Below are 19,823 nucleotides of genomic sequence, written 5' to 3' on the forward strand. Positions count from 1 at the left end.
ATTTTAAGAGGATGATATGAAGGGCAAGATTATTAAGGGTATTGCCGGATTTTATTACGTTCATGTCAATGGAAAGGGCATCTATGAATGCAAGGCCAAGGGAATCTTTCGGAACAGGAAGATCAAACCTCTTGTAGGCGATGATGTTTTCCTTGACAGTCTGGACGAGAACGGTATGAAAGGCAATATAATAGAGATTCTTCCCCGGAGAAATGCACTGATCCGACCGGCATCGGCGAATGTGGATCAGGCGATGATCATTTTTGCAGCGGCACAGCCGGCCCCGAATCTGGGGCTGCTGGACCGCTTTTTGCTCATGATGGAGAGGCAGGAGCTGCCGACCATTATTTGCTTTAATAAGCAGGAACTGATCAGCGGAGAAGAACTGGACAGGTTATGCAGCATTTATCGCGGCAGCGGATGCAAAGTGCTGACGGTCAGTGTGAAACAACAGGAAGGATTGGATCAGATCAGGAAGATACTGGATGGCAGAACAACGGTCATGGCAGGACCTTCCGGTGTTGGCAAGTCCTCTATGACTAATGCTATGTATCCGGATGCAGAGATGGCAACCGGGGCTGTCAGCGAGAAGATTAAGCGCGGACGGCATACGACAAGACATTCGGAATTATTTTCCATAGGGAACGATACGTATCTCATGGATACACCGGGCTTCAGTACGCTCTATCTGGAAGGATGGGAGAAGGAAGATCTGAAGTATTATTATCCGGAATTTGAAGCTTATTTTGAACATTGCCGTTTTAATGGATGCAATCATTTAAGTGAGCCGGATTGTGCGGTCAAAGAAGCGGTTGCAGTTGGTGAGATCAGCAGCGAACGATATGAGAATTATAAGTTATTTTATGAAGAACTGGCGAGTCAGAGGAGGTACTGATTATGTACGAATTAAAGTTATCACCGTCGATTTTATCAGCGGATTTTGGCAGATTAGGAGAAGATATCAAAACAGCCGATCAGGCTGGCGCGGATTACATCCACATTGATGTCATGGATGGTGCCTTTGTACCGAATATTTCTTTTGGTATTCCTGTTATCAAGAGCATTCGTAAGTGCAGCGATAAGGTGTTTGATGTGCACCTGATGATCGAGCATCCGGACCAGCTGATCCCGGAATTTGCCAAGGCCGGTGCAGATATTATTGTTGTTCATGCGGAAGCCTGCAAGCATCTTCACAGAACCATTCAGTTGATCCACAGTCTTGGGGTAAAAGCCGGTGTCGCTTTGAATCCGGCAACACCTTTGTCGGTACTTGATTATGTACTTGAAGATCTGGACATGATTCTGCTGATGACAGTGAATCCGGGATTTGGCGGACAGAGCTATATTCCTGCGATGACAGAGAAGATCCGTACACTGCGTCATATTCTGGAGGAGAAAGGTCTTCAGACCGATATTGAAATTGATGGCGGTGTGGATACAAAGAATCTGCGTATGGTGATTGAGGCCGGTGCCAATGTGCTTGTATCTGGTTCGAAGATTTTTGGCGGAGATATTGCTGAAAATGTTCATCAGTTTAAAGCTATCATGGCAGAGTATACGAAATAGGCAGGATAGAGCATGCGAATTTTGATTATTACAGGGGGCAGAATTGATGAGGATTTTGCCCTCTCATTATTAGAAAAAGAAAAATTTGAGCATATGATCGTGGTGGATGGTGCCCTTGCTTTTTGGGACAAAGTGGAGAAAAATCCTGATATAACATGCCATTTTGATCATCTGGTGGGAGACTTCGATACGATATCACCGGAAATTCTCAAAAAATATCTGGACAGAGAGGATATTGAAGTCCATCGTTTTAATCCGGAAAAAGATTATACGGATACAGATATTGCATTAAAACTGGCAATCCATCTGACAAAAAGTGAAACCGGCAAAGCAGATGCAAAGTCCGAAATCTGGCTTCTGGGGGCTACCGGTACAAGGGCAGATCATATGCTGGCCAATATGCAGCTGCTGGCTCAGACAAGGGCAGCAGGTGTGGACGGGGTGATTGTGGATAAAAACAACAAAATCCGTCTGCTGGAAGGCAATTATACACTGAAGAGGGAAGCGCAGTTCGGCGATTTTGTATCCCTTATTCCGGTCACACAGGCATTAAAGGGCGTTACGCTGCGCGGTTTCAAATACCTTCTGGATGGGCATACCACGTATTGGGGAGAAAGCCTTTGCGTCAGCAATGAGCTGGAAGCAGAAGAGGGCTATATCAGCATTGAAGAGGGGCTGGCATTCCTTATAGAAAGCCGTGATTAAAAAATGTCGCACCCAGAATAAAATGGGTGCGGCATTTTTATTGCAAATGGTGTTCCATGAAGAAGTTGAAGATGGATCCGTTGTTCATCTTAAATGCTTCCAGGATAACGTCATCGACGATGTTTTCAGATGAGGCATCCCGCTCAGCCAACAGGTTCTTGATGACAGGGATAAAGGAGAACCAGAGTATCGGGCTGTAGTAGTTGATAGATGTGATATCATAGTTGATCTTCTGGGAAAGCTCTTCTCCGATGGCCAGAATGGATTTTTTATACTGGTGCATATCATCGTTCAATTCATGGATATATTGGTAGCCGTAAAAGTTCAGTTTGGCAACAAGACGCTGTTGGCTGAAGATGGCAGGATCCTGAATGACGGTAAAGTGGTATTTGTCAGCGACCTGTGCAACCATTTCCTGAATGAGTTCGCTTTTGTTGGCGAAAGCAGTGAGAGATTCTTTGTTGATATCTGTCTTGAGAATCTTCTCGACTTTGTTCATGCTCTGGTTGTAGAGGGTAATTTCATAGCGGATGGCCTCAAATTCTTCATCCAGAATTTCAAGTGTACCGGCCAGACGGTTCAGTTTGCGCTTGATATCCATCGGCGGTTCGTAGTAGGACTTGTAACCGAGACCATGTTCAACCTCAGCCCATGCATGCTGCAGGACGGTTCTCAGCTGAATCTCAAATCGGATATCCTGGTACTTCTGGTATTCTACAAGCTTGCAGCGTTCGTCTGTGAATTTCACAACCATATGGACAGAGTTATAACCGAATTCAATGCGGTTGTGCTTGCTTTTCTTACGTTTATCGACAATCTCACAGACTTCAAAAGTGTCTTCCAGCAGCTCAAGAATGCGTTCTACATCCGATTCAAAAAGAGTCAGAATACGACATCCGAGAATATCCGTGATATCTTCAAGATGCTGATATTTGTCCTTGGAGATAATTTTGTTGCGAAGGGCCTGCTCAGACTTGATCCTGAGGGACATAGTAGAAATCTTGATGTGGTTGGCTTCGATCAATGTATTGATAATATCTTCCACATCATGCTGCATTTTTTTATAGACATCAACGTGTTGATAATATTCACTCATAATGGTATCTAAAGTATGAATCATCGTTTATTTCTCCATATATTTAAATATAATTTGGTATAGATTAAATAATCGTAACTGTTCAGAGCTAACCTCCAAGATGCTACGCATTTCGTTGGTGTGGCGTATCCGCCAAATAAAATTTCAAAAACAGCCTTAAAAATGCAAGCATTTTATACCTGTTTTTTGAAATTTTGCTTGGCTCTGAACAGTTACAAATAATCCAATATATTCTAACATAAAATGAGATAAAAATCTATGATAAAATGGCAGATTGCACAATTACTTAAAAGAGTATACTTTTTAATCATTGATGACATTTATAATTTGCCTGATGGGCAGAGGTTTGACATTTGATTACCGGATGAGAATAATTGTTGAATTTGGCAGTTATCTGCTTTATAATAAAAAGGAAAATTGAAAGAATAGAGAATAATGGCAGTGCGAACGTGCCTACTGTCAATTACTAATTTTATATATTTATTGAGCAATAAACATGTTTCGAAATGTCAAAATAAATGAGGTGTTTTATGAGTTACGCAGATCAGGTATTTATTAATATGTGCCGGGATATCCTTGATAACGGCTGCAGTACAGAAGGTGAGAAGGTGCGGCCGAAGTGGGAAGACGGCAGTTATGCTTATACAATGAAGAAGTTTGGTGTGGTGAACCGTTATGATTTATCCAAGGAATTTCCGGCGCTGACCCTCCGCAAGACGGCCATCAAGAGCGCCACGGATGAGATGCTGTGGATCTGGCAGCGCAAATCCAACAATATCCATGATCTGAACAGTACGGTCTGGGATGAATGGGCGGATGAGAACGGTTCCATCGGCAAGGCTTATGGTTATCAGATGGGTGTAAAGCATCAGTACAAAGAGGGCATGATGGATCAGGTGGACAGAGTGATCTATGATCTGAAGAACAATCCTTACAGCCGCCGTATCATGACGAATATTTATGTGCATCAGGATCTTCATGAAATGAATCTTTATCCGTGTGCTTACAGCATGACTTTTAATGTGACAAAGAAGCCGGGGGATGACAAACTGGTGCTGAATGCCATTCTGAATCAGCGCTCCCAGGATGTGCTGGCAGCCAACAACTGGAATGTGGTACAGTATTCCGTGCTGATGCATATGCTGGCACAGGTGTGTGATATGCAGGTGGGTGAACTGGTGCATGTGATTGCGGATGCCCATATTTATGACAGACACATTCCGCTGATTGAGGAACTGATCAGCAGAGAGACCCATCCGGCACCAATATTCAAATTAAACCCAGATATTAAGAACTTCTATGATTTTACAACAAAGGACATCACGATTGAGAATTATGTGACCGGTCCGCAGATTAAGAATATTCCGATCGCGGTTTAGGAGGAAATAGAATGAATTTGATTGTTGCAGTAGATAAGAACTGGGGCATTGGTTATCAGAATAAGCTTTTGAACAGTATTCCGGAAGATATGAAGTATTTCAGAGAGACAACGACGGGCAAGGTTGTTGTGATGGGACGCAAGACACTGGAGAGTTTTCCGAATGGGCTGCCTTTGAAGAACAGAACGAATATTGTTATAACAGGAGATCATACTTACAAGGCCAAAGATGCCATTATTGTGCACAGTATTGAGGAAGCATTGGAAGAATTGAAGAAATATGACAGCAACGATATTTATGTCATTGGTGGGGAGAGTATTTACCGTCAGCTGCTGCCGTATTGCGATGTGGCCCATGTGACATGCATGGATTACACGTATCAGGCGGACACCTGGTTTCCGAATCTGGATGAGGACAAAGACTGGGTTGTAGCGGCCGACAGCGAGGAAAGAACGTACTTTGACTTGGAATATTGCTTCAAAATGTACGTTCGCAAGACAAAATTAAAAGAAATTGTTGATTTATTGAAATAATAAGTCTATAATTGGTTCGTTGAGGGATATTTTATTTACGAATGGAGGAATTTCTAATGGAAAAGAAAAACCTTGACTGGAAGCATATCGGTTTTGCATATCATACAACAGATTATAGATATGTAGCTGATTATAAAGATGGTAAATGGCAGGAAGGATATATGTCAGATTCTCCGAATATTGTTCTGAATGAATGCGCGGGTATTATGCAGTATTGTCAGGAAGTATTCGAAGGTCTGAAGGCATATGAGACAGCAGACGGAAGAATCGTTACATTCCGTTCTGATCTGAATGCTGATCGTATGTATCATTCTGCAGAGCGTATGGAGATGCCGCCTTTCCCGAAGGAAAGATTTATTGAGGCTGTTGAGAAGGTTGTCAAGGCTAATGAAGCATGGGTACCACCTTATGGCAGCGGTGCAACACTTTACTTAAGACCATACATGTATGCATCAAGCCCTGTTATTGGTGTTAAGCCGGCTGAGGAATACCAGTTCAGATTGTTTGCGACACCTGTAGGTCCTTACTTCCATGAAGGCGCTAAGCCAATTACAATCTGTGTCAGTGATTTCGACCGTGCTGCTCCTAAGGGTACAGGCCATATCAAAGCCGGCCTGAATTATGCAATGAGCCTGCATGCCAATGTAACCGCTCATGCTAATGGATTTGACGAGAATCTTTTCCTTGATCCGGGTACAAGAACATATGTAGAGGAAACAGGCGGTGCCAACTTCCTGTTTGTTACAAAGGATAATGAAGTCGTAACACCTCTTTCTGATTCCATTCTTCCTTCAATCACAAGACGTTCACTTGTTTATGTTGCAGAACATTATCTTGGCCTTAAAGTTACAACAAGAAAAGTCAGACTGGACGAGTTAAAGGATTTTGCAGAATGCGGTCTTTGCGGTACTGCAGCTGTTATCTCCCCTGTCGGCAAGGTTGTCGACCATGGTAAGGAGATCTGCTTCCCAAGCGGTATGGAGAAGATGGGACCTATTACCCAGAAGTTATATGATACATTAACAGGTATTCAGTATGGTAAGATCGAAGCACCTGAAGGCTGGATCCACGAGATTATGTAATTCATTGAACGCATAAGATAAAAGATTGCTGTATTTCATTTCGGTGGCATACGGCAGTCTTTTTCTTTTTTAATTGATATAATTTGCCATGGAGAAAAACCCCCGGCTATTGACTTTTGGGTACAGGTGTATTATAGTGTTCCTAGAAAGGAATACCAGGTGATAGTAAGATGTCTTATATTGAAGATCTGATGCAGTTTGGTCTCACAAGGCAGGAAGCTGCCATTTATTATGCACTGCTGTCAGAAGGCATGATGACCGGCTATGAGGCAGCCAAGGTATCCGGCGTATCCAGATCAAATGCATACACGGCATTGGCGGCACTGGTTGATAAGGGGGCTGCTCATGTGGCCGAGGGAACGCCGACACATTATGTACCGGTGGATCCGGAGGAATTTTGCGGCAGTAAGCTGGACTATTTGAAACTTTTGTCTGTGCGGCTTGTAGAAGAACAGCCGAGAAGACAGAGAGAAGATGATGCTTATATCACTATCAGCGGTTTCCAGAATATCTGTCAGCGGGCAGCCCGTATGCTTGACCAGGCACAGTACAGAATCTACATGACAGGGACTGCGGCGATGCTTGAATTGTTCAGAGAGAAGCTGGAAGAGCTTGTCGGACGGCAGATCAAGGTTGTATTGATCACTGAGCCGGGATTTGAACTGGATGAGGCCATTATTTATCACAGCAGTCATATAGAGGCCGGGCAGATTGGACTGATATCTGATTCGACCCATGTTTTGACGGGAGATCTGTCAGAAAGTGATAGTTGTTCCTGCCTGTATTCAGGCAAGAAGAATCTGATTGATTTGTTTAAACAGTCATTAAGCCGCCAGATTCAGCTCATTGAGCTGGGGGCAGCAGAAGAAAGGAAGTAATAGACAATGAAGAAAGTACCTTTTGTGACAAAAGAACAGTTAGACGAAATTGTGAAGAAATATCCTACACCTTTTCACCTTTATGATGAGAAGGGAATCAGAGAGAATGCAAGAAAGGTATATAAAGCGTTTTCATGGAATAAAGGCTTCAAGGAATATTTTGCTGTTAAGGCGACACCAAACCCAGCGATTCTGCAGATCATGAAGGAAGAGGGCTGCGGTCTTGACTGTGCAACTAAGGTTGAACTGATGATGGCGAAGGCCTGCGGTTTTACCGGACATGACGTCATGTTCTCATCTAATGTAACACCGGCCAATGAATATGCCTATGCCAAGGATATGGGTGTCATTATTAATTTTGATGATATCACCCATTTGAAATATTTCGAAGAGAATGTGGGCGAATTTCCTGAGACAGTATGCTGTCGTTTCAATACAGGTGGTGATTTCAAGATCAGCACAGCTATCATGGATGTACCAGGGGAGGCAAAATACGGCTTTACCCGTGAACAGCTGACAGAGGGCTTCAAGTATCTGAAATCCAAAGGCGTGAAGCATTTTGGTATTCATGCATTCCTGGCCAGCAATACCAAGACAAATGATTATTATCCGGCATTGGCCAAGATCCTTTTCAAGACCGCTGTTGAGCTGCATGAAGAGACAGGTGCAGATATCAAGTTCATTAACTTATCAGGTGGTGTAGGCGTTGCGTATTCACCGGATGAAACGCCGAATGATATCGAAGTCATCGGTGAGGGTGTTCACAAGGTTTACGATGAGATTCTTGTTCCTGCAGGTATGGGTGATGTGGCTATCTTTACAGAGATGGGACGTTTTATGCTGGCACCTTATGGACATCTGATCGCAACAGCCATCCATGAGAAACATATTTTTAAAGAGTATATCGGTCTGGATGCATGTGCAGCGAACCTGATGCGTCCGGCTATCTACGGTGCATACCACCATATTACAGTGGCAGGCAAGGAGAACGAGCCTTGTGACCATATGTATGATGTTACCGGCGGTCTCTGTGAGAATAGTGATAAGTTTGCGGTCAACAGAATGCTGCCGAAGATTGATATGGGTGATTATATTATTATCCATGATACAGGTGCTCATGGCTTTTCAATGGGTTATAACTACAACGGCAAGCTTCGTTCCGCAGAAGTGTTGCTGAAGGAAGACGGTTCCACAGAATTGATCAGAAGAGCCGAGACACCGATGGATTACTTTGCAACCTTTGATTATACAGGATTATTTGATCGGTTTAAGGATGGTAATGAATGATAAGAGCCGTCATTTTTGACATGGATGGCATCCTTCTTGATACAGAGAAGATATATTGCCATTTTTGGATGGAAGCCGGGCGTGAGGCCGGTTATGATTGGAAGATGGAACACAGTCTGATGCTTAGAAGCATGGCGCCGGAATTTGCAGAGCCGATGATGAAAGAAGTCTTTGGACAGGATTTTGATTATCATGCTGTGCGGAACAGGCGCAAGGAGTTGATGGCTGTTTATATGGAAAAGCATCCGGTAGAGAAAAAGCCGGGTGCTGATGAATTACTGACTTATCTGAAGAGTCATTACTTCAAAACAGCAGTGGCGACGGCCAGTGGTGAGACGAAGGCGATGACTTATCTGGATGAGGTAGGGCTGTTGGATTATTTTGATCAGATCATCAGCACGGCGATGGTACCTCATGGCAAGCCGATGCCGGATGTGTATCAGTATGCCTGCAAGTGTATCGGTGAGAAGCCGGAGGCCTGCATTGCACTGGAAGATTCACCGAATGGGCTGATGGCGGCTTATCGGGCCGGATGTCTGCCGATCATGGTGCCGGATCTGTCACAGCCGGATGAAAAGCTTTCCAGGATATTGTATGGTAAGGCGGAGACACTGACGGATGTGATTCCTTATTTAGCAGCCTCCAGATAAAATGAATTCCTTTGATGTTGGTATTGAGTGAGGTAAATACAATGAAAGATATGAAAAAGGTTAGATTAGTAAAGTCCAGAACAAATAAGCTGCTGACAGGTGTTTGCGGTGGTATTGGTGAACTGATCGGTATTGACCCGACGATCATCCGTCTGATATGGGCGGCACTGTCACTGGCCGGCGGCTCTGGCGTTATTCTGTACATCATTGCAGCGGTGATTATTCCTGAGGATGATGATATTATTGATTCAGAATAACGGGCGAAACTTTCCAGGTTAAAACGAGATGAACCAATTAGCAGTTTCAAAACAGGCACATTTGCATTGCCGATCATTGGCAGCGGTACATAAGGCGGCAACAAATGCCGCCTAAGGACCGGCCATGATCGAAGCACCTGTTTTTGAAGCTGCTAATTGGTTCATCTTTTTTTAGACTTTGAAGTTTCGCAATGCAGGTATTGTGTTATTCATCAAGATGCAGTCGGGAAAATCTAACTAAAAAAATCAATTCTTATAGAAATCCCTCAGATAGTCTACCCGGGCAGTCATATTCTGCATCAGTGCGTCGATAAGAACCAGAGCGGCCATGGACTGGACAACAACAACAGCCCTTGGAACAATGATCGGGTCGTGACGGCCTTTGATCTGTATATCGATCGGTTCCCCCTCACGGGTAACGGTATGTTGTGTCCGGGAAATGGAAGGCGTCGGTTTGATGGCAGCCCGGAAAATGATTTCGGAACTATCGCTCATGCCGCCCAGAATGCCGCCGGCGTGATTGGTGGCCTTGGTGATATGACCGGCTGTATCGGTAGTAAATGCATCATTGTTGACAGAACCCTGAGACCTGGCAGCTGAAAATCCGTCTCCGATTTCAAAGCCTTTGACAGCACCGATGGAACAGATGGCTTTGGCCAGGTTCGCATTCAGCTTCTCAAAAACAGGATCGCCGATACCGGCAGGCATTCCCTGAATGCGGCATTCGATGATACCGCCGCAGGAGTCCTGCTTCTCCATCTGTGCTGCGATAAATGCTTCAGCCTCTGCGGCAGCCTGCATATCCGGCATATAAACAGGATTATTGAAAATATCTTCTGCATTGAAATGTGCCGGATTGATGGAGACAGGTCCGATGGCCTTTGAGTAAGCACAGATTTTGACACCGCATGCTTCAAGCAGCTTCATGGCAACAGCACCGGCTGCGACACGGCCGATGGTCTCACGGGCCGATGAACGTCCGCCGCCGCGGTAATCTCTGAAACCGTACTTGGCATCAAAGGTGTAGTCTGCATGTCCGGGACGATAGTATCGGGCAATATCCGAATAGTCGGAAGAACGTGCATTTTTGTTGTAAACAATGAGAGAGATAGGTGTGCCTGTTGTTCTGCCTTCAAAAATTCCTGACATGATCTCAACGGCATCCTCTTCCTTTCGTGGTGTTGTATAACGAGATTGTCCGGGTTTGCGCAGATTCAGGTAATATTGAATATCGGACTCAGTGAGTGCAAGCCCGGCGGGGCAGCCGTCAATAACAACACCCACAGCTTTGCCGTGAGATTCGCCCCATGTTGTGATTTTGAATTGATTACCAAATGTTGATCCAGCCATGTATATTTAAACCTCCTGATTGCATACATAATGAAAGAAAACGCATGGATACTGAAGTCGTATGGCATTCATTATAATAGAAAACATTGGAATTCGCAAGGTAAAGCAAAAAAGTTGACCGAAATTTTATGAAAATTAAACGAGAAGTTATGGATGATTTTGCCTAGCATGCGAAATGACTGGAAACGTTTCCACAAAATGTTCACAAAGTAATGGAAATTATGCTATGAATTGTCGTTGAAATCAGACATTAATAATACATAATAGACAAAAGCTTTCGAGTGAAATGCAAATTGGAAATTTGACATTCAGGTTGATGTATGATAAAAATATTCCAATCCAAGGAGGTCGCTTAAATGAACGAGAAGAATATTGTATTAAATAATGTGGAAGCAGCAAAAGAATTTGTGAAAGCTGCTTCTGAATGTGATTTTGATATTGATGTCTATTTTAACAGAATTGCATTGGATGCCAAATCCCTGCTTGGTATTCTCAGTCTGGATCTGAGAAGCAAGCTCAGAGTCTGCTACAGCGGAGAAAACGCCGGATTCAATACAGTTCTGGCAAAATATGCGGCATAATTATCGAAGCGTAGATGTTTGAAAAGAAACTGCTGCCTGGGGCGGCAGTTTTTTTCTGTTTTATGCATTTTTTTGTTGATAAATAAATCATTTACAGTTATACTAGATATAACGCTTTTTTATCAATATGCGAATGTATGTTGATTGTTCTATTATAATTAGGATAACAGGTGAGTGTATGTATCAAATCGTTGCAACAGACGGCAGAGCAAAGAGCGCACATATGGAAACCGTACATGGTGTCATTGAGACACCTGTTTTTATGAATGTCGGTACGATCGCAGCTATCAAAGGCGCGGTAGCGACAACGGATCTGAAGGAGATCGGTACACAGGTGGAATTATCCAATACCTATCATCTTCATGTTCGTCCGGGAGACCAGATTGTGAAACAGCTTGGCGGCCTGCACAAGTTTATGAACTGGGACAGACCGATTCTTACGGATTCCGGCGGCTTTCAGGTATTCTCTCTGAAAGGACTCCGCAAGATCAAGGAAGAGGGCGTTTATTTCCAGTCACATATTGATGGTCATAAGATTTTTATGGGGCCGGAGGAGAGTATGCAGATTCAATCGAACCTTGGTTCAACCATAGCCATGGCGTTTGATGAGTGTGCGCCGTATCCAGCTACAAGAGAGTATATGATCAACTCAGTTAACCGTACAACCCGATGGTTGGAGCGATGCAAGAAGAAGATGCAGGAGCTGAATGATGCAGAGGGAACAGTGAATCCGCATCAGCTGCTTTTTGGTATTAATCAGGGCGGAACTTATGCAGATATCCGTGTGAACCATGCTCGCACGATCCGTGATATGGATCTGGACGGTTATGCAATCGGCGGCCTTGCAGTTGGCGAGACACATGAAGAAATGTATCGCATTCTGGATGAGGTTGTTCCTGAACTGCCTCAGAATAAGCCGACCTACCTGATGGGGGTAGGAACACCGGCCAACATTCTGGAAGGTGTGGACAGAGGTATTGATTTCTTTGACTGTGTTTATCCGTCAAGAAACGGACGTCATGGACATGTTTATACCAACCATGGCAAGCTGAATCTTTTTAATGCGAAGTTCGAACTGGATGACAGACCGATTGAAGAGGGATGTCAGTGTCCGGCTTGTCGCAATTACACAAGAGCTTATATCCGCCATCTGCTTAAGGCAAAGGAAATGTTGGGTATGCGTTTGTGTGTATTGCATAATCTGTATTTTTATAATCATCTGATGGAAGAGATTCGTCTTGCTATCAGGGAACACAGATACAGCGAATTTAAGAAGTCTAAATTGGAAGGCTTTTTAAGTAAAGAAGATTAAGGAGGAACATCTAATGAATTTTTCACCAGTAGTTTTAACAGGCGCAGGCACAAGCGGTATTTTTGTTTTGATCGCTTATATTGCAGTTTTTGCAGTTTTAATGTATTTCCTTTCTGTACGTCCTCAGAAGAAACGTCAGAAGACAATTGATGCAATGATCGCAAATCTTGCAGTTGGTGACAGTATTCTGACAACAAGCGGTTTCTATGGTGTTGTTATCGACATCGCGGAAGATGTTGTTATCGTTGAGTTCGGCAGTGACAGACATTGCCGTATCCCAATGCAGAAAGAAGCGATTGTCAGCGTTGAGAAGGCTAATGACGAAGAATAATTGAATCATTACAAACGATTGGACAAAGGTGTGGAGATCATAAATCGGTTTTCACACCTTTTTTAGTTATATTTTACATAAAATTTATTAAAAACTGATAGTAAGGTACCTTATATAGTTTATAATAAGAACGGAGATAATTGATAAAAAATTGAGCGGCCGGCAGAGAATGGGCCGGTGAGAAGGAGGTTCAAATGGAACAGTTAAGAGCAAAAAAAGGTTTTATTATTGATATGGATGGTGTGATCTATCATGGCAATCGTCTACTCCCGGGAGCGAAGGAGTTTGTAGAATGGCTGTATCGTGAGGAAAAGGAATTTCTTTTTCTGACAAATTCCAGCCGTTATACACCAAAGGAACTTCAGAAGAAGCTGGAGTGGATGGGACTTGATGTGGATCAAAGCCATTTTTATACAAGTGCGCTGGCAACCGCTGCATTTATATCAACGCAGACGCCGGAGGCAACCGCTTATGCGGTGGGGGAACATGGGCTTCAGAATGCCCTGTATGATGCCGGCATTACAGTTAATGAGATTCATCCGGATTATGTGATCATCGGTGAAGCGGATAATTATTGCTATGATCATATTGTTAAAGCAACAAAATTTGTCAATGACGGTGCCCGCCTGATCGGTACAAATTATGATCTGACCGGTCCTGTGGAAGGCGGCATTGTTCCGGCCTGCAGAGCATTAATGGCACCGATTGAACTGGCAACAGGCAAACAGGCTTATTATGTGGGCAAACCGAATGCCCTGATGATGCGTACGGGACTCAGGATCCTTGGAGTGCATTCAGAGGATGCAGCCATCATCGGAGATCGTATGGATACAGATATTGTTGCGGGTATCGAATCCGGTCTGGATACGGTGTTGGTACTGTCAGGGGTAACAGCACCGGGGATGATCGAGGAATTTCCGTATAGACCGAGATTGGTATGCAACGGCATTGGCGACATTGCTGCTTTAGGCGACTAAACAGCTGCAGATGTATTGGGTCAGGCTCTCAGCTTTTCAAGAATATCATAAGGAACGACGAGACGGCCTTTGCCGGTACCAATCTGGATATGCGGTTTATAAGTACCGTGAAAATCTGAACCGCCGGAATACTTGAGGTGATAATGGTTAGCCAGATGGCTGAGATAAAGGTCGTCGGAAGGGGTATTGGTGGAGTAGTAGACTTCCATGGCTTCCAGTCCCCAGTCGGTCATCATTTTGACATATTTCTCAAGGGTGTTTTTGCCGAGCTTATAGAGCATCGGATGGGCGAGAACAGGGATTCCGTCAGCCTGTTTGATGAGTTCGATGGCTTCTTTCGGAGAAGTTTTGGTGCGGGGAATATAAAATGGCTTCCCGTCACCAAGGTATCGGTCAAAGGCTTCTTTGATGCTTTTGACAAAACCAACAGACAATAGATAACCGGCAAAGTTGGCACGGGTCAAAACACCGATGCCTTCTTTGGCGTGAAGTTTCTCAAGGGTGATATCCACACCGGCAGCCTGCATACGGGCAACCATCTGATTGTTGCGGTCTTCCCGGATCTGCTGCATGCGTGCCATGGCGGTTTGGAAATGCGGATTATTTTCATTAATATCAAGGCCGACAATGTGAAATTCGGTCTTGTCCAGCCAGGTAGCCAGTTCAACGCCGTGAACAAGTTCAATGCCGATTTCATTGGCTGCCTGTTGAGCCTCGGTAAGCCCCACAGTGGTATCGTGGTCCGTTAAAGCAACTGCACGCAGACCGCATGACGCGGCATGGTGAACAAGCTCTGAAGGCGTCATACTGCCGTCAGAAGCCGTAGAGTGAGTGTGCAAATCGATTCTATCCATAAGTTCTCCTTTCAAGTTGATATAGAGATATATTTATGATGTCTGTTCTATTGTAAGACATTTATGGATAAAAAGCCAGATGTCTTTTTGGTGGATATGGGGCATATATTTTATGGATCATGTTGTACTGAGGAATGATTTTGGAATGGATAAGAAGTTGGGTGCGGTGTCCGGTGGGCTGGGGATTGTGCGTGTGATGGCAGCTGCATGGCTGATCAGTGTGATGATTTCGGCCGTGGGCATGGTGCTGGCGTCATTGATTTTCTATGCAGTGGGTGAGGGTCAGAACAGAATCCGTGTTTCGGTGTACGTGGTGGTTGTATTGGCGGTTTTGATCGGCGGTATTTATGCCGGTCATCGGATCGGATACAGACGCTTTCTGTGGGGGCTGGCGCTGGGAGCTATATATTATGTCATACTCTGCCTGATTTCAGTGGTATCCGGATGTATGGCTGCCGCCGGGTGGCAGTTCTGTCTGCCTTTTGTGTTGCTTTGCCTTGGCAGCGGGATGTTGGGAGGAATGCTTGGATAAGCGGCTTTTGAAAAAGGTTCGGCATTTTTTTAGTTGGAATGCAGAAAGAAAAATCGTTGTTTTACACAGAGAATGGGTTGGATTTAGTAAAAAAATAGAAATTATTTCATATAATGCACGTATCTTTTTAAAAAGAGCTTTAAAAATGCAAATGAGTATGTTATAATATTTCAAGTTCATAATTGAAGGAGGAGTACATAATGAAACGTATCAAATCATTGAACACCAGATCTATGAAACAGAGCATGGTCAAAGGCGGATGCGGCGAGTGCCAGACTTCATGTCAGTCTGCATGCAAGACTTCCTGTACAGTAGGTAATCAGAGCTGCGAGAACAACAAATAATCAGACCTGATTGCTGATTGATTCAGCCAATATTATGAGCAGCGGTTTAGGGTTTTCTAAATCGCTGCTTGTTCATGTTGAAGGAATGTTTTGACTATTCGGGGTCAGGAATTTATGACAGCTGATTCCAAGCAGCTGCAAAGTTATAAAGTAGAATAAGAGAGTTAGGAGAATGTAAGTGATTCACCAGTATAAGAGTAATGGTTACAATATAGTCATGGATATCAACAGCGGTGCCATTCATGTGGTTGACGATGTTGTTTATGATATTATTGAGTTATATGAAGGCCATGAGAAGTCCGAGATCATGGATATGCTTGCGTCCAAGTATCCAAAGGAAGATATGGAAGAAGCATTTGAAGAGATTGAGACTTTAATTAAAGAAGAAAGTCTTTTTACAGAAGATATTTATAAAGATTATATTATTGATTTTAAGAAGAGAAAGACAGTTGTCAAAGCGTTATGTCTGCATATCGCCCATGACTGTAATCTTGCCTGTCGCTATTGTTTTGCAGAAGAAGGCGAGTATCACGGCCGACGTGCTATCATGAGCTATGAAGTCGGCAAGCAGGCACTGGATTTCCTGATCGCCAATTCAGGCAACAGGCGGAATCTGGAAGTGGATTTCTTCGGCGGCGAGCCTTTGATGAACTGGGATGTGGTTAAACGTCTCGTTGAGTATGGCCGTGAGCAGGAGAAGATTCATGACAAGAACTTTAGATTCACACTGACGACGAATGGTGTCCTGCTGAATGATGAGATCATGGAATTCTGCAATAAAGAAATGGCGAATGTTGTTCTGAGTGTGGATGGACGTAAGGAAGTCCATGACAATATGCGTCCGTTCCGCAACGGCAGCGGCAGCTATGATCTGATCATGCCGAAGTTCGAGAAGTTTGCCGAGAGCAGACATCAGACGAATTATTATGTCAGAGGTACATTTACGCATTTCAATAAAGATTTTGCGGCAGACGTGCTGAGCCTTGCGGATAAAGGATTTAAGCAGATTTCTGTTGAGCCTGTTGTTGCACCTGCATCTGAGCCATATGCAATCCAGGAGGAAGATCTTCCGGAACTTTGTGAGCAGTATGATCTGCTGGCGAAGGAAATCGTGAAGAGAGACCGTGCAGGTAAACATTTCAATTTCTTCCATTTTATGATCGATCTGGAAGGCGGTCCATGCGTTGCCAAACGTTTGTCAGGATGTGGTTCGGGTACAGAATATCTTGCTGTGACACCATGGGGTGATTTATATCCATGTCACCAGTTTGTCGGTCAGGATGAATTCCTGATGGGTAATGTCTGGGATGGTGTTGTCAAGACAGATATTCGCGACGAATTCAAGCTTTGCAATATTTATGCCAAGGATAAATGCACGAATTGTTTCGCAAAATTCTACTGTAGCGGCGGTTGTGCTGCCAACTCATGGAATTTTCACCATTCGATCACAGATGCGTATGATGTGGGATGTGAACTGATGCGTAAGAGAGTGGAATGCGCAATTATGATTAAAGCTGCTGCGGCAGATGAAGAAGGAGAATAAAGGCATGAAGAGTAAGAAGAAAAGCTGGCTTGTGCTGATCGTGGTTGTTCTGATGATCGCAGCCTGCGGTTATGTATCTGCATACGGATATGGCAAGGATCATATCGGTACAGCCAAAAACATTAAGCTTGGTCTTGACCTTGCAGGTGGTGTCAACATCACCTACGAAGCAGACGAAGACAATCCATCCTCTGAAGATATGAACGATACCGTTTACAAGCTTCAGCAGAGAGTAGAGGCATGGAGTACAGAAGCAGAAGTTTATCAGGAAGGCACAAACCGTGTCAACGTTGATATTCCTGGTGTTTATGATGCAGAGAAGATTCTCTCTGAACTGGGCAACCCCGGTTCTATCAGTTTCTGTGAAGCAAAGTCCGATGCGGCAACAGGCAAGGAAGTATTAGATGGTTACTGTGAAGTTGTGGGCGGCGAAGGCATCAAGAGTGCTCAGGCTACATCCCAGAAAGACAGCTATGGCAACACACAGTACGTGGTTTCTCTGATGTTTACAGATGATGGCGCCAAAGCTTTTGCAGAAGCAACAGCAAGAAATATCGGCAAACCGATCTACATCATCTATGACGGCAAGATTATCAGTTCCCCTACTGTTAATCAGGCGATTACAAATGGTCAGTGTGTCATCGAAGGCAATTTTACTTATGATGATGTGAATTCTCTGGCCACAACTATTCGTGCCGGTGTTCTGAAGCTCCAGCTGAATGAAATCAGTTCCAAAGTTGTCAGCGCCAAGTTAGGTGATGAAGCAGTTAAGACAAGTTTGATGGCAGGTGCCATCGGTCTTGTGATCGTTATGTTGTTTATGATCGTCGTGTATTGGATCCCTGGTGTGGCTGCAGCCCTTGCACTGCTTCTTTACGTGGCAGCAATGCTCTGCTTCCTAAATGGTCTGGATGTGACACTGACACTGCCTGGTATCGCCGGTATCATCCTTTCCGTCGGTATGGCGGTGGATGCCAATGTCATTATCTTTACGCGAATTAGAGAAGAAATCGCAGCAGGCAAGAATGTGCGTGAAGCCATTAAGATTGGTTTCGGCAAGGCACTTTCAGCCGTTATCGATGGTAATATCACAACATTAATTGCAGCAGCAGTTCTGTATCTCAAAGGTACAGGTACAATCAAAGGTTTCGCCATTACACTGGCCCTTGGTATTGTGCTTTCTATGTTTACAGCCCTCGTTATTACACGATTCGTGCTGATGGCATTATATGGTATTGGTTTTAAAGATGCCAAATTCTATGGTAAGCAGAAGGAAGCAAAGGTTAAGAACTTCTGCGGCATGAAGAAGATCACTTATGTGATCGCCGTGATCTGTATCTGTGCAGGTTTCGTCAGCATGGGTGTTCATGCTTCTGCAGGCAATAAAGCGCTGAATTACAGTCTGGACTTTACAGGCGGTACAGCCATGACTGTCAATTTCAAGGATTATCTTGAAGTCCCTGGCTCTGATGAAGATGATCTGAGAAAACTCTTTGAAAGTGAAGCAGGTACAACTGATATTCAGTTCCAGAATGTATCCGGTTCACCTGAAATCGTTATCAAGACGCCTGTTCTTGATCCTGAGCACCGTGCAGCTGTTAAGGACGCCTTAATGGAGAAGTACGCTCTTGAACAGTCTGATATCACTGAAGAGAATATCAGCGGTACAATCAGCGGTGAGATGCGTACAAACGCGATCCTTTCCGTCATTATCGCAGGTATCTTTATCATGATCTATATCTGGGTTCGATTCAGAGATATCAAGTTTGGTGCAGGTGCGATCATCGCATTGCTCCATGATGTACTGGTCGTTCTTGCTGTTTACTCAATTGCAAGAATCCCTGTAGGTACAACATTTATTGCTTGTATGCTGACAATCGTCGGTTACTCTATCAATGCAACCATCGTTGTATATGACCGTATCCGTGAAAACTCACATACAATGGTGAAGGCAACAACAGAAGAAATTGTCAACACAAGTATCAGCCAGACATTGTCCAGAAGTATCAATACTTCTCTGACAACATTGATCATGGTATTACTGATCTACATCATGGGCGTAACTTCTATTAAAGAATTTGCATTGCCGATGATGGCCGGTATCATTGCAGGTACATTTTCATCAGTATTCATTTCAGGTACGATCTGGGCTGTTATGAAAGGAAAGAAAAAATAAATATATTTCTTTATGAAAGGACTGCTGCACTGCGGCAGTCTTTTCTGATTAGATTATTGACTGCTGATTGGGCAATGCGTTGCTTTTTGAATCATGTATCAAATCGACAATTCAAAGCAGGCACGTTCGCACTGCCTGACACTGGCAGCGGTACATAAGGTGCTGAAGGACAGCACCTAAGTACCGGCCGTGTCAGAAGCACCTGCTTTTGAATGCGCCAATTTGATACATGATACCAAGTAAAACTGAATTGCCCAATCAGCAGTTCAAGTATATCGAAGAGGCAGAAAAGATAGCCGCAGTTCAGAAAGTCCTTTCACAAAGACAGTTTGGAATAAGGTGCCTTAATATAATATATTTATTTTGGTGCTTGAGGAAACTGGCGATTGA

General features: G+C 43.9%; 22 protein-coding genes. 19 read left to right on the plus strand and 3 right to left on the minus strand.

The features are described from left to right. Positions 1 to 16 precede the first annotated feature (16 nt). The 3 genes from rsgA to WMO25_RS00695 are packed head-to-tail and all read left to right on the plus strand — an operon-like array spanning position 17 to position 2,271. The gene (gene rsgA / locus WMO25_RS00685) at positions 17 to 895 is read left to right on the plus strand and encodes a ribosome small subunit-dependent GTPase A (protein WP_349083347.1); all 879 of its coding nucleotides are present in this window, start codon (positions 17 to 19) and stop codon (positions 893 to 895) included. A 2-nt stretch (positions 896 to 897) separates the two neighbouring features. After that, positions 898 to 1,566, plus strand: coding sequence for a ribulose-phosphate 3-epimerase (rpe, locus tag WMO25_RS00690; protein WP_015514709.1), 669 nt, complete (start codon positions 898 to 900; stop codon positions 1,564 to 1,566). A gap of 12 nt (positions 1,567 to 1,578) precedes the next feature. Next, complete coding sequence (locus WMO25_RS00695) at positions 1,579 to 2,271, plus strand: thiamine diphosphokinase (RefSeq protein ID WP_349083350.1); 693 nt, start codon at positions 1,579 to 1,581, stop codon at positions 2,269 to 2,271. Positions 2,272 to 2,308: 37 nt separating this feature from the next. Here WMO25_RS00695 and WMO25_RS00700 read toward each other — a convergent pair whose 3' ends face one another. After that, entirely contained in the window at positions 2,309 to 3,391 is a 1,083-nt protein-coding gene (locus WMO25_RS00700; RefSeq protein WP_349083353.1) for a GTP pyrophosphokinase, read from the minus strand. A 506-nt stretch (positions 3,392 to 3,897) separates the two neighbouring features. Between WMO25_RS00700 and thyA the strand changes: the two genes are divergently transcribed. The 7 genes from thyA (at position 3,898) to WMO25_RS00735 (ending at position 9,433) form a co-directional block, all read left to right on the plus strand. Next, on the plus strand, positions 3,898 to 4,746 hold the full coding sequence (thyA, locus tag WMO25_RS00705; protein ID WP_015514705.1) for a thymidylate synthase: 849 nt from the start codon (positions 3,898 to 3,900) through the stop codon (positions 4,744 to 4,746). 11 nt (positions 4,747 to 4,757) lie between these two features. Next, on the plus strand, positions 4,758 to 5,279 hold the full coding sequence (locus tag WMO25_RS00710; protein WP_117528155.1) for a dihydrofolate reductase: 522 nt from the start codon (positions 4,758 to 4,760) through the stop codon (positions 5,277 to 5,279). 56 nt (positions 5,280 to 5,335) lie between these two features. Then, entirely contained in the window at positions 5,336 to 6,361 is a 1,026-nt protein-coding gene (locus tag WMO25_RS00715) for a branched-chain amino acid aminotransferase (protein WP_015514703.1), read from the plus strand. A gap of 170 nt (positions 6,362 to 6,531) precedes the next feature. Continuing rightward, positions 6,532 to 7,239, plus strand: a complete 708-nt coding sequence (locus WMO25_RS00720) for a TrmB family transcriptional regulator (protein WP_349083356.1) — start codon at positions 6,532 to 6,534, stop codon at positions 7,237 to 7,239. 6 nt (positions 7,240 to 7,245) lie between these two features. Beyond that, entirely contained in the window at positions 7,246 to 8,526 is a 1,281-nt protein-coding gene (locus WMO25_RS00725; protein WP_015514701.1) for a diaminopimelate decarboxylase, read from the plus strand. Next, on the plus strand, positions 8,523 to 9,176 hold the full coding sequence (locus WMO25_RS00730) for an HAD family hydrolase (RefSeq protein ID WP_349083359.1): 654 nt from the start codon (positions 8,523 to 8,525) through the stop codon (positions 9,174 to 9,176). The genes WMO25_RS00725 and WMO25_RS00730 overlap by 4 nt, the downstream gene beginning before the upstream one ends. 41 nt (positions 9,177 to 9,217) lie before the next feature. After that, complete coding sequence (locus WMO25_RS00735) at positions 9,218 to 9,433, plus strand: PspC domain-containing protein (RefSeq protein WP_015514699.1); 216 nt, start codon at positions 9,218 to 9,220, stop codon at positions 9,431 to 9,433. Between the two features lie 246 nt (positions 9,434 to 9,679). Here WMO25_RS00735 and aroC read toward each other — a convergent pair whose 3' ends face one another. Further along, complete coding sequence (gene aroC, locus WMO25_RS00740) at positions 9,680 to 10,783, minus strand: chorismate synthase (RefSeq protein WP_349083362.1); 1,104 nt, start codon at positions 10,781 to 10,783, stop codon at positions 9,680 to 9,682. Between the two features lie 356 nt (positions 10,784 to 11,139). Between aroC and WMO25_RS00745 the strand changes: the two genes are divergently transcribed. From WMO25_RS00745 to WMO25_RS00760, 4 genes are all read left to right on the plus strand, one after another. Continuing rightward, positions 11,140 to 11,364, plus strand: coding sequence for an HPr family phosphocarrier protein (locus WMO25_RS00745; protein WP_015514697.1), 225 nt, complete (start codon positions 11,140 to 11,142; stop codon positions 11,362 to 11,364). 178 nt (positions 11,365 to 11,542) lie between these two features. Beyond that, the gene (gene tgt, locus WMO25_RS00750; protein ID WP_015514696.1) at positions 11,543 to 12,676 is read left to right on the plus strand and encodes a tRNA guanosine(34) transglycosylase Tgt; all 1,134 of its coding nucleotides are present in this window, start codon (positions 11,543 to 11,545) and stop codon (positions 12,674 to 12,676) included. A 13-nt stretch (positions 12,677 to 12,689) separates the two neighbouring features. After that, positions 12,690 to 13,007: a preprotein translocase subunit YajC gene (gene yajC / locus WMO25_RS00755; RefSeq protein WP_349083364.1), complete on the plus strand. Its 318-nt coding sequence runs from the start codon at positions 12,690 to 12,692 to the stop codon at positions 13,005 to 13,007. 194 nt (positions 13,008 to 13,201) lie between these two features. Further along, the gene (locus WMO25_RS00760; protein ID WP_227081609.1) at positions 13,202 to 13,984 is read left to right on the plus strand and encodes an HAD-IIA family hydrolase; all 783 of its coding nucleotides are present in this window, start codon (positions 13,202 to 13,204) and stop codon (positions 13,982 to 13,984) included. Between the two features lie 20 nt (positions 13,985 to 14,004). Here WMO25_RS00760 and WMO25_RS00765 read toward each other — a convergent pair whose 3' ends face one another. Next, positions 14,005 to 14,838, minus strand: coding sequence for a PHP domain-containing protein (locus tag WMO25_RS00765; protein WP_117528169.1), 834 nt, complete (start codon positions 14,836 to 14,838; stop codon positions 14,005 to 14,007). 145 nt (positions 14,839 to 14,983) lie between these two features. Here WMO25_RS00765 and WMO25_RS00770 point away from each other — a divergent pair, with 145 nt between their 5' ends. The 5 genes from WMO25_RS00770 to secD all read left to right on the plus strand — a co-directional run bounded on the left by WMO25_RS00770 (position 14,984) and on the right by secD (position 19,433). Next, positions 14,984 to 15,370, plus strand: coding sequence for a TIGR04086 family membrane protein (locus WMO25_RS00770; RefSeq protein WP_349083367.1), 387 nt, complete (start codon positions 14,984 to 14,986; stop codon positions 15,368 to 15,370). Beyond that, positions 15,363 to 15,536, plus strand: coding sequence for a hypothetical protein (locus tag WMO25_RS00775; RefSeq protein WP_349083368.1), 174 nt, complete (start codon positions 15,363 to 15,365; stop codon positions 15,534 to 15,536). The genes WMO25_RS00770 and WMO25_RS00775 overlap by 8 nt, the downstream gene beginning before the upstream one ends. Positions 15,537 to 15,570: 34 nt before the next feature. Next, the gene (gene scfA, locus WMO25_RS00780) at positions 15,571 to 15,714 is read left to right on the plus strand and encodes a six-cysteine ranthipeptide SCIFF (protein ID WP_015514691.1); all 144 of its coding nucleotides are present in this window, start codon (positions 15,571 to 15,573) and stop codon (positions 15,712 to 15,714) included. A gap of 178 nt (positions 15,715 to 15,892) precedes the next feature. After that, complete coding sequence (gene scfB / locus WMO25_RS00785; protein ID WP_117538945.1) at positions 15,893 to 17,257, plus strand: thioether cross-link-forming SCIFF peptide maturase; 1,365 nt, start codon at positions 15,893 to 15,895, stop codon at positions 17,255 to 17,257. Positions 17,258 to 17,261: 4 nt separating this feature from the next. Then, positions 17,262 to 19,433: a protein translocase subunit SecD gene (secD, locus tag WMO25_RS00790; RefSeq protein ID WP_349083372.1), complete on the plus strand. Its 2,172-nt coding sequence runs from the start codon at positions 17,262 to 17,264 to the stop codon at positions 19,431 to 19,433. Positions 19,434 to 19,823 lie beyond the last annotated feature (390 nt).

The sequence above is a fragment of the Coprococcus intestinihominis genome, assembly GCF_040096555.1.
In the GTDB taxonomy this organism is placed as follows: domain Bacteria; phylum Bacillota; class Clostridia; order Lachnospirales; family Lachnospiraceae; genus Coprococcus_A; species Coprococcus_A intestinihominis.